Consider the following 15,960-nt stretch of genomic DNA (forward strand, 5'->3'; position numbering starts at 1 on the left):
AGATGGAAACGATGTGACTATATGAGGTGGGAGTTGCTTCATGCCCGCAAAGAGTAATCAATACCTTGTAAATATGATCTTTAAAAATACTTTTTATAAATGTTTACCAATGGCCGTTGTGCTGCTTATCATAGTGCAATATAAAAGCTATGCGGGCGGCGGTTTCCCGGTTAGGCCGGGACGGCTTACTTTATCTCCATCGGTCAGTTACTTTTTTGCTGATAAACAGTGGGATGCGCATAGAAATAAAGGTCCTTTTGCAGATAATGGCAAATTCTCGTCGTTAAGCACATCATTATACACCGAGTATGGCCTTAGCAGGCGTTTTACCTTATCGGCTTTAATCCCTTATGCTGCTAATACCTTTAAGGATAACACTGCCACTTATAAAAATTACGGCTTTGGCGATGCTGAGTTAGGCATACGGTATTACCTGGCTAATATCAACTACAAATACTATTTCAGTCTGCAGGCTACGGCTATTATACCTATGTATACCAATCTTAACCTGGGTTATAACCAAAAAGGCGGTGAATTAAGACTGGCTTTTGCGGGCAGCGGACACCTGTTTGGCAAAAACAGCTATTTTATACTGGAGAACGGTGTACGCGAATACTTTGGTTACGAGTCGGTTTTTCAGGATAGATATAATGCTACTTATGGCTTAACACTGGATAAAAAATTCAGAGAGCAGATATCGGTAAGCTTTGGTGGGTTTTATGCAAGCAGTAATAACAAAGCGTTTTCGCCCAATCCAGTTACTAATAAAAACTTTGCCTTTAACCAGGTATCGGTAAGTTATGGGCATTCATTCAGTAAAAAAGTAGCCTTGTTTGTAAGTGGCGGAACTTTTGTAAGCGGCAGAAATACCAGCGTTGGCAGCAGCGTTTCCGCATCGTTAAATTATCATATTGATACTAAGTAGCTATCAAGTCTTAAGTCCTAAATAGATAAAATGGTAAAAAAAATTAAATATACATTTATCCTGCTTGTTGGTGTCTGTATTGCAATTACGGGCAACGGCAAGCCTGTATCAAAAGCCGATGAAGAGGTGGTAACCACCCTGATAGCACATAGCGATGATGGTATCTTTAATTCAAACGCCAGTTATACTTTCGAGGTAAAGAACACTTATCATACCGATCAGACAGGTCGTGTGGCCTATGTGGTCACTACACCGGCAGGCAAGCTCTTAGTAAAAGATTCTATCGGCGTTAAGATCTCCAAAAACAGCAGCAACAGTTATAACTTTACCATACCCGCCATGAAACCGGGTTTTTATAAGATCAATTTCATGATCAATGTATCTGATTATGACGATACCACCAAACGTGTTTTTGGTATACGCCCAAAAGAGATCAGGTCAAGCCATCCTCGCCCCGCTGATTTTGATAGCTTTTGGCAAACGGCGAAGTCGCAGCTGGCAATTGTTAAACCCAACTATAAAGTAACCGAGAAACCTGAGCTGGAAAAAGATAACCGTCGGGTTTTCCTTTTCGAGATGAAATCATTGGATGACATTACGGTACGTGGTTGGTTAACTATACCTAAAGGCAGTAGCAAGAACCGCCGGTTTCCGGTGTTTGTAGGTTTGCCCGGCTACCAGGTTGATCTGAAGCCCATGCTGGGTGAGGATGAGGACCTGGCCATCATTACCATTAATGTGCGTGGGCAGGGTAACAGCCGTGATGTGATACATCCTAAACGACCGGATTACATTACCCTCAATATCGAAGATAAGAATAAATATGTGCTGCGTGGCGCCATTATGGATTGTATACGTACCATTGATTTTATCTGTTCGCGACCAGATCTGGACTCTACCCGGATCGAAATATCGGGTGGCAGTATGGGGGGCTTCCTTGCGGTGGCATTGGCAGGTTTAGATAACCGCATCAAACTGGTATCGGCCCAGAACCCTATTTTGGGTGACATCCGCAATCTGGCCGGTGTAGCAGAATGGCCTATCAATGATATTAAAGAATATGTTGCCAATAGGCCTACTCTAAGCTATAGCAAGGTGATGGATAACCTGGATTATTATGATATCAAGAATTTTGCGCCAAACATCAGATCGTCTATAATGGTGGGTGTAGGTTTGCTTGACCATCTGGCACCACCGGCAAACTCATTTGTTTTTTATAATAACATCCCGTCTAAATACGCCACCATCCGCATATATAAAGATTTGGGGCACGAGGTTCCTAAGTCATTCTTGGATGAGGATGGGCATAAGATGCGGGATGTTTTTGGATTATTCTAAAGGACATACCTTTTCCACGCGTCATTGCTTCGTACCTCGCAATGACGGGCTTGTTGTTCTCTTGATTTTTGCCCTTGATTCTAATAGCCCTTCCGCTCCCTCGGGGTTTCCTGAAAGGGACACTAAGGCTGCTTACAAGCCTGTAAACACATGACAGGATTATTCTAAAACTTGTATACTAAGACATGTCCAAACCTCAGGGTCCTCTGCGAGAGACCCGGAGGGGACAAAAATCTCTATGCTATCTGCTGTCGCGAGCTTTCATCTCATGGTATACATGGTTTCAGCTTTCAGCTGACGTAAGCTGGAAGCTGAAACCATGCCTCCCACGAGATACGCTGCGCTAATCTCGCGGGAGCGAGGAACTCACTAATTCAATAAATCACTAATTCAATAATTAAGACATCTTCCCAAATATCTCTTCAATAGCCTTTTCTCTAAAAGCGAAGATCTCCTTTACTTTATTGGCTACGAAAAGAGTATTGCTCAGCCTGCCTAAAATACCGTAAGGGATCGCATAATGTAAAATATCATTCATCAATACACCGCCATCGATCTCTTTAAAATGATGCTGGTGGTGCCATAGGGCATAAGGGCCAAAGCGTTGTTCGTCAGTGAAATATTGTTTGTCGGCTACATGGGTTATTTCTGTCATCCAATTCATACTGATACCCAGCAGCGGCGCTATTTTATACGTAATGATCATGCCTGGATATATTTTGGTATCGGCGGCATAATCGGATGTTACCACAAAGCCCATATCAGGAGGCGTGATCCTGGCCAGGTTTAATGGCGACGAGAAAAAATCCCAGGCAGCATCCAAACTAATGGGAATGGCCTGTTCTGTTTTTAATATGTATGATTTCATCGGTGAGTGGTGCCAATAGGTAAATCCCTGCGCGACCATTCGCTCCAGGAACCCACATATAGTTTTGGTCCTATGATGCCTGCATAGGCCATCCCGAGCAGGGTATGGCAAGCTGTAACACCCGAGCCGCAATGTACAATTACCTGGCTGTTGTCTACCTTTTCAATAGCATCATTATAAAGCTGTCGCAGGGTTTCTGCCGGAAGATATTTGCCATCGGCATCCAGGTTATAAATATAAGGCAGATTAAGCGCGCCTGGGATGTGCCCGGCTATCAGGTCTATCGGTTCGGTTTGGCCCAGGTAACGCGGCGTTTCGCGAACATCTATTACAATACGACTTTCATCTTGTGCGGCGCTCCCGGTTTCTTCAATGTCAACCGTACCTTTAAACCCATCGCTTACAGGGTAGGGGGATACTGGTGTTGGTGTATATTCTTCGGTGCTTAATTCAATGCCGGCTTTAATCGCGGCGTTCAGGCCACCGTTCAGTACTTGTACATGGATATGACCAGCAGCATTAAGCATCCACCAGAAACGGGCACCGCCAAAAGCTCCGCCCTTGTCGTCATAAACTACCACATGGCTTTGTGGAGTTATCCCCAGTTTACCAAGCAAAGCTGCAAAATCATGAATATCAGGTAGCGGATGCCTTCCGCCCTGGGATGCATCGGTAACTTTAGCAGCAAGATCTTTATCAAGGTCAACAAAAGCCGCGTTTTTCAGATGGCCGGCAAGGTAGCGTTGATGTGCATCCTGCCCGGCACGGGCGTCGATAAGAATGGTATTCGCGCCGGACAAAGCCGGATCGTTGATTTCTATTAGTGGCGACATAGGTATGTTCGATTTGTATAAAAATCAAATATAAATACGTCTCGGCTACTTTTGCGCTTTTTACTGCACTATTTTATTGGCGCAGTACGAGCTGGCAAAAGCTTCGGGTTTGGCCTTAAACACAAAGCCCATGCTTAAAATATAACCCATAGCCTCATGCAGGGCCTGGTTCGATTTAAACATCGGGTTGGTGTTGATATCGGCATGTACCTCCAGGTCAACGTCATACAGATCGAGCAGGTCGCAAAGCTTGTAAGCAATGTCGATCGACTTTTGCACTTCGCTCAGCATCCTTTCCTTGATGCTCATTTTTTGCGAGGTACGTTCCTGATGAATGAACATAAAACCGCCACGTTGCTCCCGTAAAAAAACAATAACGGTTGCAAAATCGGTTACAGCCCCTTTCACCTGTGAGTCGGTGCCGATACATACTTTGAGTTTGTTGCCGAGGGCAGCCTCCCTTTCAATCGCTCTTTCAACCTCTTCTAAAATGGACGATTGGATAACCTCGCCGCTGAATTTTCTCCAGGTCATAAAATTTGTATTAGGTAAATTTTTGCCGACCTTTTTTATGGGTCTATAAAAATAAGCGATAAGGTTTCATATTAACGTAAACACCACGTCATTTATTTGTTAACATTTAACTGATTATTAACACGTTGGGGATTTTAAGAAGATTGTCTTAACACGATTACGCGGATTAAGGGATTACCACGAAGACAATTATTGAATTACTGATTTATTGAATTTTTCTAAAACCCTGAGAATCCTTTAATCCGGTTAACCGTGGTTCAGACAATATCCGTCAAAAAATCACTAATTCACTAAATCAGTAATTCAATAATTAATTGCCTAAAGCTTCTTTAATGCGGTTTTCAGCTTCCAGCACCAGGTCTTCCATAGGGGCATTACCTGGTTCAATAGGAGCAAGCACTTCCCAGGTCATGGGTGTAAAAGTATTAAGCGGATAATAACCATAACGGATCAGTTTCCAGGAGTCTTTGATAGCGATGGGTACCAGCAGCGCCTCTGGACATTTTTTTAATATAGTTGCTATACCACCCACCTGGAAGCCTTTTACTTCGCCATCTTTAGAGCGTGTGCCTTCGGGAAATATCACTGCCGACCATTTATTCTCTTTCATACGCAGGGCCAGTTTAACAATTTCAGCAATGGATTGACGGGAATCTTTACGATCGATATTGGCACCGCCTCCATGTTTCAGGTTGTAGGAAATGGAAGGAATACCCTTGGTCAATTCAATTTTCGAAATAAATTTTGCATGATATTTACGCAGATACCATATCAATGGTGGTATGTCAAACAAGCTTTGATGATTAGCCAAAAATATAATAGGGCGACCAGCTGGCAGGTTTTGCTTATTGATAAAAGTAACCGTGTTGCCCAGTAAGTAGGCTGTACTTAGCAAGCATAGGTTTAAAGCGTCGACCGATCGTTTGTGTGCCGCGTATCCAAACAGACGGAAGCTCACCCACTGTATGGGATGAAAGATAAGGAGTGCCAAAAAAAATGCTACAATAGCAAAGGGAGACAAAATATAGCCTAAAAACTTTTTCATCGACCAGCAAATTTAATTCTTTTTGTGTAAATGAGCCGTTTTATAAGCGATTTTCTAACAAAAGTAACTGCACTTTTAGCACCGCGGCTACGGTTACAGAATCGGTGATTTGGCCATCGCATACCATCCGGTATACATCGGCAAAGGGAACTTTATGGACGATCAACTGTTCGGTATCTTCAGGCTCAGCCTCAAACTGGCTAAGACCCCGGGCCAGATAAATAATACTCAGTTCATCGCTTACAGAATTGCTCAGGTGCATACGTTGAATTTCGGTCCACTGGCTGGCTTTCAAACCTGTTTCTTCCAATAGTTCACGCTTAGCCGACTCGAGCGGATCTGTACCCTCCGGGCCGCCGCCTTCGGGTATTTCCCAGCTATATTGGTTCAAGGGAAAGCGGGATTGTCCTACAAGGTAGGTGTTTAGCTCATCATCAAGTGGTATTATACCAATAGCTGTGTTTTTAAAATGTACCTGGCCATATATACCCGGATTGCCCGAAGGGTTGATGACCTGGTGTTCGGTAACGTTTATCCAAGGGTTATCATAAACGTTTTTGGATGATGTTATTTTCCAGGGATTTTCTTCGGGATGGAACATAGCGTTAAAGTAGTAATAAGAACTAAGAAAGCAAAGCGTTAATTGGCCATGTCAGTCTACCGCAAACGTATCAGTGTTTAAAAAACGAGAGATAGATCTGTTTCACAATATGGTACCCCGCAAAAGCGAAAAACAGAATGGCAATACCTGTATTGATAAAACGCGTGCTTAGTGCAAATTTTTGCTGCATGAATTTGGCGAACCGGGCATACAGGAAAAGGCAAAGAAATGCCCCGGCGGCAGAGCCGATGCTGAAAATAATGAGTGCCACGCGGCCATCCAATATCCACTCGTGAGTAATAAGATAGGTGCCGGTCACCATCCAGAAAGGCACCTGCATGGGGTTTAAAAAACCAAGCAATATGCCATATTTGATACTGGCATGTTCGGAGTAATTGGTTTCGGGTGGTTTATTGCGATTTATCCACGTAATAGTCCCCAAAACGCCGAATAGGATGACCATTACCCAGTCGATAATGACAGCTAACCTTAATTCGCCCGATAGCCAGCGGGCTGCATGCATAATAAAATAGGTGAAGAAAAACTCAACACAGGAAAAAGCGGTAATAAAACGCACGGCCTCTTTCATCCCCCGGTTAATGGTGATCTGTATGAGCGTAAGGTTTATATTTCCGGGAGGGATATAACCAATAAAATTGGCAATAACCCCAATAAAAAAGGTTAGGAATATCATTAGTGCAAAGATAAGTTCTAAATGTGCAGATGTGCAAACGATAGATGTGCAAATGTGCAGATGATAGATTAGATGTGCGGATATGCAAATGTGCGGATTACAGATGTGCGGATTTTGCCTGAACTTCGATAAGCACATTTAATCTATCACTTGCACATCTAATAAATCATCTGCACATTTGCACATCTGCATATCTGCACATTTGATTTATCATTTGCACATCTGCATACCCGCACATTTACACCATGTCAACTGATAAAATAGTTTCTTTACTACCGTCTGCTACCGAAATCATCTGTGCCCTGGGACTAGAAAATAACCTGGTAGGCCGCTCGCATGAGTGCGATTATCCTGCATCCGTAAAACAATTGCCGGTTTGTACCGAAGCTAATTTCCCGGATAATTTAAGCAGCAATGAGATTGATATCAAGGTAAAGGAGATTCTGGCCAATGCACTATCAGTATACACGGTAAAACGCGAACAGATCAAAGAACTGGCACCCGATGTGGTGATCACGCAGGATCAATGCGAGGTTTGTGCAGTTTCCCTGGCCGATGTGGAGCTGGCATTGGATGATTATCTGGAGAAAAAGGCTCGAATAATTTCGCTTCAACCCAACAGCCTGGATGATATCCTGAGTGATATTATCACGATAGCTAAAGCATTAAATGTTCCGGAAGCGGGTGCCGAACTGGTAGAGAACCTGGTGGAACGCATAGATATAATCAAGCATAAATTAAAATTCAGCGAAAGCCGGCCCACGGTAGCTTGTATCGAGTGGCTCGACCCAATGATGATATCCGGTAACTGGGTACCCGGCCTGGTAAAAATTGCAGGAGGAACCCCCATATTGGTAGGAGAGGATGGCAAACATTCGCCTTATGTACAATGGGATGATATCCTGCTGCAGGATCCCGAATTTTTAGTAGTGATGCCCTGCGGTTTTTCTATTGAAAGAACCCTTAAAGAGATCGATATTTTAATGAGCCTGCCCGGCTTTACAGAACTTAAGGCGATCAAAAATAACCAACTTTTTATAGTTGATGGTAACCAATACTTCAATCGTCCAGGCCCTCGGATAGTTGATTCTATCGAGATACTGGCCGAGATATTCCGCCCCAAACAGTTTGCCTTTGGCTATGAAGGCGAAGGCTGGATCAGGTTTGGAGTGTAGGTTAGGGAGTAAGGATTTTTGGAACAAGGAACAAGGATTTTTAGAGCAAGGACGAGGGGAGTAAGGATGAGGGGTTTTTTCTTCGTCGATTTATTTTATCTTCCTTTTTCTGTCTTTGTTCCTTATTCTACTCATCTTTTCTCCCTTTGTCCTTGCTCCTTGCTCTCCTCGTCCTTGCTCTCAAAGTGTCTTCTTAAATTTTTTTAAAAAGTATAGCTAAAATTGAAATGTTAAATTATATTTACCATTCAATCTATTATCAATCACGGTTATACTATGCGCAAAATCTTCACAACGATGCTGGTCGTAGCACTTTTCATGAGCACGGCCTTTACCCTTCATCAGGATATCAAGTTCAATATAGCCGATCTGCACATTACCTGGCAGGTGGTTGATAACAATTACCAGAATAAAAACCAGGCCCTTACCGCTTTGATTATCACCAACAGCGGGCACGAGGTATTGCCTGCCGGCGGATGGAAGTTCTATTTTAATTCAGGCCGTGGTTTTGTAGAACATGCGGTAAGCAATAACGCCAAAATAAACCAGGTGAACGGCGACCTGTACAGCATCACCCCAACAGAAGGTTTTAAGGAACTGAAACCCGGTGCATCAACCCGGATAGAATATATTAATGACGACCCGGTAGTGAACGCCACGGATGCGCCCGAAGGTATTTACCTGGTTTGGGACGCGCAACCCGAAAAAGGATATTCCATCACCTCATTTACTGTGGAGCCCTACAAACCCACTTACCAGGGTTTAATAACCCCCGAAATTGTTTTCGACCGGAATAAAAATGTTGCCGATATCCCGGCCGGGCAATTGCCAAAAGTTTTTCCTACACCCGCAAGCTACCAGGAAACAGGCGGCGTATTTACACTGGATGATCAAATACGTATTGATGCCGATAAAGAGTTTACAAAAGAAGCCGGTCAACTAAAAGCAGGTTTAAATCAATTGCTGATCAGCCCGATCATCGGTATATCCAAAACCTCGGTTATCAGTTTAACCAAAGTAAATGGTCTTGCTCCTGAGGCTTATGAATTGAAAGTAACACCACAAGGCGTCACCATTAATGCTTCAACCAGTACCGGCGCTTTTTATGGTGTTCAGTCTTTAAAATCACTGATACCCGCTACAGCTTTTGCCAAAAAACAAAAATCGGTACAGATACCCGCGGTTGATGTGAAAGACCAGCCCCGTTTTGGTTATCGTGCCGTGATGCTGGATGTGGCCCGTAATTTTCAGCCTAAAAAGCAGGTGCTGAAACTATTGGAAGCCATGAGCCTCTATAAACTGAATGCCATGCATCTCCATTTAACTGATGATGAAGGCTGGCGACTGGAACTGCCATCGCTGCCTGAGCTAACTTCGGTAGGAGCTAAACGTGGCCACACATTGGATAGCAAACATTTTTTACCCGCGTCGCATGGTTCCGGGCCGGATGTGAATAATACGGTGGGTACCGGGTTTTACAGTCGTGCCGATTATATCGAGATATTAAGATACGCTACTGATCGCCACATTGCGGTGATCCCCGAAATTGAAACACCAGGCCATGCCCGCGCGCCTATCAAAGCGATGGATGCCCGGTACGATCGCCTGATGGCCGAAGGTAAAAAAGCCGATGCCGAAAAATACCTGCTGCGGGATCTGAATGATAAATCGGAGTATCGCTCCGTGCAGTATTGGAACGATAATGTGATCGATGTATCGCTGCCATCAACTTATAACTTTGTAGAAACCGTAGTGAGCGATGTTGCTGCTCTTTACAAAGAAGCAGGCGCACCGCTGCAAACTATCCATTTTGGTGGTGATGAGGTGCCTGCGCATGTATGGGAAAAATCGCCGGCTTACCTGGCGCTAAAGGCCAGTCACCCCGAGATACAAAGCACTAACGATCTCTGGTACTATTTTTATGGTCGTGTAAATGATATATTAAAAGCCAAAGGCCTGTTGCTTTCTGGCTGGGAAGAAATGGCGTTGCGTAAAACCACGCTGGATGGTCGCCCGGCTTATGTACCCAATCCCGATTTTACCAAAGAACATTTGCAAGCCGACGTATGGAACAACGTATTGGGTGATGGACAAGAAGACCTGGCCTACCGTTTAGCCAACGCAGGTTACAAAGTGGTGCTTACCTGTGTTACCAATTTGTATTTCGACATGGCCAGTTACAAATCATTTGATGAGCCGGGTTATTACTGGGGCGCGTTTTTGGGCATCGATAAATTTTACTCGTTTATCCCCTTTGATTATTTCAAAAATGCGGATGTAGATAAAAATGGCAATCCCATTAACCGGTCCTTATTTATAGGCAAACAGCGCCTTACCGATTATGGCAAAGGCAACATCGTAGGCTTACAAGGCGCGCTTTGGGCCGAAACTGTGAAGAGTACCGAACGGATGGATTATATGATATTCCCGCGTTTACTGGCATTAGCCGAACGGGCCTGGGCACCTGATCCGCAATGGGCCACCGAAACCGACCCCGTGAAAGCCAAGCAGGAATACGAAACGGCATGGTCGGGCTTTTTGAATGTTTTGGGTAAACGTGAATTGCCACGTTTGAGTTATTACGAAGGTGGTTATAACTACCGGATCCCAAAACCCGGCATTAGTTTACAAGATGGAAAATACCTGAGTAATATTGATTATCCCGGCTTAACTATCCGCTATACTACTAACGGCAAAGATCCGGATGATAAAAGCAAACCATATACCGGTCCAGTGAATTACAATGGCGGTGTGATCAAGTTCCGCGCCTTTGATGTAAAGGGCCGGGGTGGCAATGTAGCCGAAGGGGGGAGCAATAGTTTGAATCCGTAGGGTATTAGTTTTTGAGTGATGAGTTTTGAGTAGTGAGTTCTGAACTTTAAGCAAATCTGTTTATGAAGATTACTGGCTACTCAAAACTCACCACTCAAAACTTCTAAAATACCACCCCCATGCCCACCGTATAATTTCGCAATGGTGATGCATTATAGTAGCGGTTGCCTACGGCGTTCAGATCGTTACCCAGACTGTATTTTTCATTCAGGATATTATCTGCACCGGCATAAATTTCCAGGTGTGTTTTGTGGCCGATGGCAGGCTGCCAGCTGGCTTTGGCCTGTAACAGGTTATAGCTCCCCGCATAAACCGTGTTGCCATCATTCAGCGGGATTTTCGAGGTGTAATTATGCTGAGCAAATACCGACAGGTTATAAGGTACCCTTAACTGCAAACTGCTCACAAGAATATTACGCGGTACACCGGTAAGATTATTGCCCGAATAACTGGCGTTGGTTACCGCATCTGCATAATTTCTGAAAGTAAATTTGCTGTAGGTGTATGATTCGTTAAATTGCAACCCTCTTACAAAATGGGTACTATTTGGCCGGATAAGCCAATCGGTAAATGACAGTTCAACTCCGGGTTGATTGGTGCCGCCGGCATTGATGTAATGCTCCGTTTCATTAGCATTTACACGGCGCACAATAGCATTGCTGATGCGGTAGTAAAAGGCCGATACATCCAGGAACATGGTCTCATCCTGGTTACGCAGGCGGAAACCGGTTTCATAGTTCCAGCCGGTTTGGGCCTGCAACGAGGTGTTCACGATATTGTCAGTTGGCCGTACCTCGGCAGTAGTAGGGGTAGAGTATCCACGGCTTACGGATGCGCGCCAGATAAAGTTATTGGTTACCTGGTAGCTTAAGGCCAGTCTTGGCATCAGCTGCGGTGTAAAACTGCGGTTGGAAAAGTTGGTTTGCTCCAGTGGATAGATATTCTTGAAATCATAGCCATACCAGTTCAGGCTCAGCGCTGCTTCCAGGTGCAGGCGTTTATAAATATCGGCCGAGTAACGGGCGAATATAAAATGCTGGTTAGTGTGGATATAATCGCTGGTTTGGGTGGTGTCTTTTGCGCCTGCCTTATTGCCATAATTGCTGATCACCGAATTGGTTTGCTGCCACTCCATGCCCAGGTTAACCTTCCAGTTGATGCTTTCGTGCGGTAAACCGGCTAACTCAAAATAGGTGCGGAAGCCAAAAGTGTTTTCGCCGCGCTGTTCGTAATTGGTGATAAACGGGTTGGCAAAATCAACATGATTACCAAAAACTGATAACACGTTACGGATTCGATCGTTGAAGTGGTACTCATTTACCAAACCGGCCAGGTACATTTTGGTAGTGATGCCGATGTGTTGCTGTATAGCTCCTGGAATGGTTGGTGTTGGTAGCCGGGCCAGTCTTGGATCGGCATTGAACTGGGCAAAATTTAATCCGCCGGGTGTTTCATAAGCCAGGTCGGAATATAGACCCAGGAAACGCAGCTCATTTTTACCGCTATAGTTCCATTTATCAGCCACCTGTATATAATTGCGGCTCATATTGCTGTTTTGCCGATAGCCCTGGTAAGCCTGGTAGCTTTGGTTTATGCTCAGCAGGTTTTTGCCAAACTGTTGCTGTATGCTGGCCTTTTCATGAAAAAGTCCGTAGGAGCCGGTGTTGATACCGATGGACCTATAGCTCGTATCGGCATAGCGGTTTACCGGGCTCAGCAACATTACCCCACCTGAGTTGGCGCCGAATAAGCTGCCATCCGGGCCTTTTAATATCTCGATGTTGGGTACGCTGGCAATATCCACCGCGTTTAAATAGGTGTTGCCGCCGGCATCGGTAAGCGGGATCTCGTCAAAATAGATTTTTACATCCCTTACCCCAAATGGCGACCGCAGCAAACTACCCCTGATAGACAAGCGGTAACTACCCGGCGAACGTTCTTCGGCCCGTACCCCCGGCACGGTATTCAAGGCGCTCACGAAGGAGTTATCAGGTTGTAGCTTTAACTGTGCCGCTCCCAGCACACTTACCGAAGCGGGTACACTGAGTACCGGCTGCTCGCTCAGGTAACCTTTAACAGTAACCGCTTGCAGATGGGTGGTATCTCTTTTTGAGGTCTGCGCAACTGTATTTGCCGCAATGATAAATATGAAAAGTAAGGTGGTATAAATTTTTAACATGGATCAATAGGTAGAATCCAAAAATATGTGTTTTAACCTGTAAAACCATGTGAGTTTAGGTAACAAATTAAGAGCAGGAGTAAGTGCGATTCCTTCCCTCGGGAAGGGGAGGGGTTTTAACGGATTACCTGACGCATACCCGCTCATGGCCGCGGGAGGGCCAGTTACTTTTGTCGCCACAAAAGTAACCAAAAAGGCTTTCAGCGGAAATGCTTCTCTGCCGCACAAAGCCTTTACGCTACAAAGCCAATAGAACCACGGACCGCAATTATTTGCCCTGCTTCGCACACTCGAACCCCCATCTTCTGCAAAACTTGCTATGTCCCACCTCCTCACAACCCATCATCGTTCTATTGGCTTTCGGCCGAAGCTTACCCGCTGAGGGGAAGAAAAAGAAATATCTAAGATGTTTGTACGCCTTTACAAATTACACCAATAAGTCCATTTCACAACCAACTGCCGGTTCTTGACCATGAAGGGCGATGGTGTGTTGTTATCGCCGTAAACAATAAAAAAGTCGGATGCTGGTTTGTAGCGCCATTGCATACGGATATTGGTATTGATATTGCGGATCTGCCCGTTGTATTGTATGTAAGTGGTAAAGTAAAGCTTATTGCTTACGGTAATATCAGTACGTGGGCCAATGAGCCAGAAACTGGTATTGCCATAGGGCAGTGCCATCCGCAAGTCGTTAAAAGAGCTGTTCACCGCGATATTCACATAAGGCTGAAAACGATAGCCTAACTGCATGGTAACGGTAGTTTTATGACCGTTTTGATAATAGCCGCCATAAGCAGTTTCGGCCAGGTAGGTGAATAGGGCCTGTGGTTTGGATACAAACTGTGCGTCGATGGTATTCCAATGGTTTTCTGTGCCGATAGGAAGCAGCGGCTTGCCGGTATTGGTAGGATCAAAAGGTACCAGCAGTTTGATATAATCATTAATGGCCGATAAGGTAAAGGTGCTGCGGTTGCGCAGGGTGATAAGATAGGAGAGTGTACTTTCGTTATCGGTACGCTTAAACTGTTCATCAAAATAATAGTTGGATACCAGCTGTACGCCATGACTCAGTATCCCGCCTGCTTTTGGAAAGAAATTACGCAGCAACAGCGGACTGATCTTGTTATAGCCAGTCCGTGGTACATAACCTACGCCGGCGGTATAGTTTTTACCCACGTATTCGTCCTGCAGATAAGCCGTCCAGTATTTACTGAGGTATTGGAGGTGACCCGCAGCTACGATGTCATGTCCCTTCAGTCCGGGAGTAAATGATTTAATGCCGAGCAGTTTACCCGTGAGTAAATTGTTTGATGATGCCAGGTTAAACTCCATACCCACATTACGGTTGTACTGCGTACCCGGAGTGGCTGTACCCGTAGCATCTTTGTTGATAAACATAAAGCCGATGTTGGAGCGGGCAAACACCCGGCGTTGCAGGGTTAATACGCCGTAGTTTTGAGCAGGCATAGCTGCAGCATCCGCCTCGCCGGTTTGTATATCCATCAGGCCCACGCGCCAGTCTTTATCAATTTTGCCCGTAAGCCGGGTGCCAAAGCGGATAGGCGCGTTAAGCCCTATGCGGCGCGAAAAAAATGGCCGGATATCTGAATAACCGAAATTGGCGAACAGGTCGCCATTCTCTAAAAAGAACTGGCGCTTCTCGGGAAAGAATAACTCATATCTGTTCAGGTTAACTACCTGCTGGTCCACATCCACCTGCGAAAAATCGGGGTTCACGGTCAAATCCAGGTTAAGGGATGAGGTAAGACCGATCTTGGCATCGCCGCCGATCTCTTTTTTCCAGGCTGTACCCGTTTTGGCCTGATAATCTTTGGATACACCTGCCAGCGCGTAGGGGATCAGTGATATATTGGTACCGGCTTCGGGTGGAGGCTCATCCCAAACCAATGACCCGGTATAAGCCAGCGAAGCGGTTGGGAATTGCCGCGGTACGGGCGCCCAACTTGATTTTTCGGTAGTTTTAAGATCATTGCGGCTAAAATTGATCCCCCATACATCTACCCCTTTTTTGTACCGGATACTTTTGAACGGAATAGCCGCTTCAAACACCCAACGGTCGGGATAGTTTTTTACTACCGATACCCATTTGTTATCCCAGCTCAGGTCTACTTTGCCGCCCTCGTACATGGTGCCATCCCATTGGCCCCCTGCGGCGTTGGCGCCGAAACTAAAGCCATCGGTTCGGGCATCAAAAGGATCAAGGAAAAATATAAAATTGTCGTTTTTTTGAAATGCAAAATCCCGCTTCATTGATTCCACCATGTATTGCCCTGGTCCAGTGGTATAACAAGTGGCAATAATGTAAATATTGTTATTGTCATAGGTCATCCGTACCTGGGTTTGCAAGCTGGCTTTGCTGGTATCCATCGGCAGCACCATAAAGAAGCTGCTGGTGGAGTCGGTTTTATACCAGGCGTCATCCATCATACCGTCAATAACTATCGGCCCGGTTGCCTTACGGATGTGGTATTGATAAGCGGCATTCTTTTTTTGGGCCGATGCCGTAAAAGCAAGCAGGCAGCATACCATCAGCATTAATAATTTTCCTGGTGATAAGGGATAGATAAGATTCAAAATTAATGCTTTGTTAGGTTTTATTAAATCGATTTACTTGGATGCGGTAAGGTAGCGATTTACAGTGTTTTGAAGAAATTAATTAACAGGGCATCCCGAATTTATTTCGGGATCCAACAGGCATGGTGGATATTACCATGCATTCAGGATGCTTTCCTTCTGATGAATATGCCATGTGACGAAGACTCACCCCAACATCGTTGCACTCGTTGACCCTCTCTTCGCCTTCGGCGGAAAGAGGGTGGGAGGAAATCCTATAAAACACGTCATTGCCTTTAGATTAGCTTCAACAAATAATATAGGTTGTTATTATTGTTGAAGCTTTCTTTTTGCTTCTTTTT

General features: G+C 44.9%; 12 protein-coding genes. 4 read left to right on the forward strand and 8 right to left on the reverse strand.

What is annotated here, in order from left to right:
- Nucleotides 1-73: 73 nt before the first annotated feature.
- Together AB6735_RS25745 and AB6735_RS25750 are read left to right on the forward strand one after the other, a co-directional pair.
- Nucleotides 74-925 carry a hypothetical protein gene (locus tag AB6735_RS25745; RefSeq protein ID WP_370999069.1) on the forward strand — a complete coding sequence of 284 codons (852 nt, stop codon included), beginning with the start codon at nt 74-76 and terminating at the stop codon, nt 923-925.
- Nucleotides 926-955: 30 nt separating this feature from the next.
- Entirely contained in the window at nt 956-2,263 is a 1,308-nt protein-coding gene (locus AB6735_RS25750) for an acetylxylan esterase (protein WP_370999070.1), read from the forward strand.
- 397 nt (nt 2,264-2,660) lie between these two features.
- On the opposite strand, the gene AB6735_RS25755 is transcribed toward AB6735_RS25750, so the two are convergent.
- The 6 genes from AB6735_RS25755 to AB6735_RS25780 all read right to left on the reverse strand — a co-directional run bounded on the left by AB6735_RS25755 (nt 2,661) and on the right by AB6735_RS25780 (nt 6,838).
- Nucleotides 2,661-3,131, reverse strand: coding sequence for a hypothetical protein (locus AB6735_RS25755; RefSeq protein ID WP_370999071.1), 471 nt, complete (start codon nt 3,129-3,131; stop codon nt 2,661-2,663).
- Entirely contained in the window at nt 3,128-3,964 is an 837-nt protein-coding gene (locus tag AB6735_RS25760; RefSeq protein ID WP_370999072.1) for a sulfurtransferase, read from the reverse strand. Before AB6735_RS25760 ends, AB6735_RS25755 begins: the two co-directional genes overlap by 4 nt.
- Before the next feature lie 60 nt (nt 3,965-4,024).
- Nucleotides 4,025-4,498 (reverse strand): ribonuclease H-like YkuK family protein, encoded by a 474-nt coding sequence (locus AB6735_RS25765; RefSeq protein ID WP_090473820.1) that lies wholly within the window; start codon nt 4,496-4,498, stop codon nt 4,025-4,027.
- A gap of 310 nt (nt 4,499-4,808) precedes the next feature.
- A complete protein-coding gene (locus AB6735_RS25770; protein ID WP_370999073.1) occupies nt 4,809-5,543 on the reverse strand; it encodes a lysophospholipid acyltransferase family protein in 735 nt (244 codons plus the stop codon).
- A 40-nt stretch (nt 5,544-5,583) separates the two neighbouring features.
- Nucleotides 5,584-6,144 (reverse strand): NUDIX domain-containing protein, encoded by a 561-nt coding sequence (locus AB6735_RS25775; RefSeq protein ID WP_370999074.1) that lies wholly within the window; start codon nt 6,142-6,144, stop codon nt 5,584-5,586.
- Between the two features lie 70 nt (nt 6,145-6,214).
- Nucleotides 6,215-6,838 (reverse strand): LysE family transporter, encoded by a 624-nt coding sequence (locus AB6735_RS25780; protein WP_370999075.1) that lies wholly within the window; start codon nt 6,836-6,838, stop codon nt 6,215-6,217.
- Nucleotides 6,839-7,083: 245 nt separating this feature from the next.
- Here AB6735_RS25780 and AB6735_RS25785 point away from each other — a divergent pair, with 245 nt between their 5' ends.
- Together AB6735_RS25785 and AB6735_RS25790 are read left to right on the forward strand one after the other, a co-directional pair.
- Entirely contained in the window at nt 7,084-8,013 is a 930-nt protein-coding gene (locus AB6735_RS25785) for a cobalamin-binding protein (RefSeq protein ID WP_370999076.1), read from the forward strand.
- A gap of 276 nt (nt 8,014-8,289) precedes the next feature.
- On the forward strand, nt 8,290-10,845 hold the full coding sequence (locus AB6735_RS25790) for a family 20 glycosylhydrolase (protein ID WP_370999077.1): 2,556 nt from the start codon (nt 8,290-8,292) through the stop codon (nt 10,843-10,845).
- A 103-nt stretch (nt 10,846-10,948) separates the two neighbouring features.
- Here the strand turns inward: AB6735_RS25790 and AB6735_RS25795 are convergent, their stop codons facing one another.
- Together AB6735_RS25795 and AB6735_RS25800 are read right to left on the reverse strand one after the other, a co-directional pair.
- Entirely contained in the window at nt 10,949-13,024 is a 2,076-nt protein-coding gene (locus AB6735_RS25795) for a TonB-dependent receptor (protein WP_370999078.1), read from the reverse strand.
- 420 nt (nt 13,025-13,444) lie between these two features.
- Nucleotides 13,445-15,619, reverse strand: a complete 2,175-nt coding sequence (locus AB6735_RS25800; protein WP_370999079.1) for a DUF5916 domain-containing protein — start codon at nt 15,617-15,619, stop codon at nt 13,445-13,447.
- Between the last annotated feature and the right edge of the window lie 341 nt (nt 15,620-15,960).

The sequence above is a fragment of the Mucilaginibacter sp. RCC_168 genome (assembly GCF_041355315.1).
In the GTDB taxonomy this organism is placed as follows: Bacteria; Bacteroidota; Bacteroidia; order Sphingobacteriales; family Sphingobacteriaceae; genus Mucilaginibacter.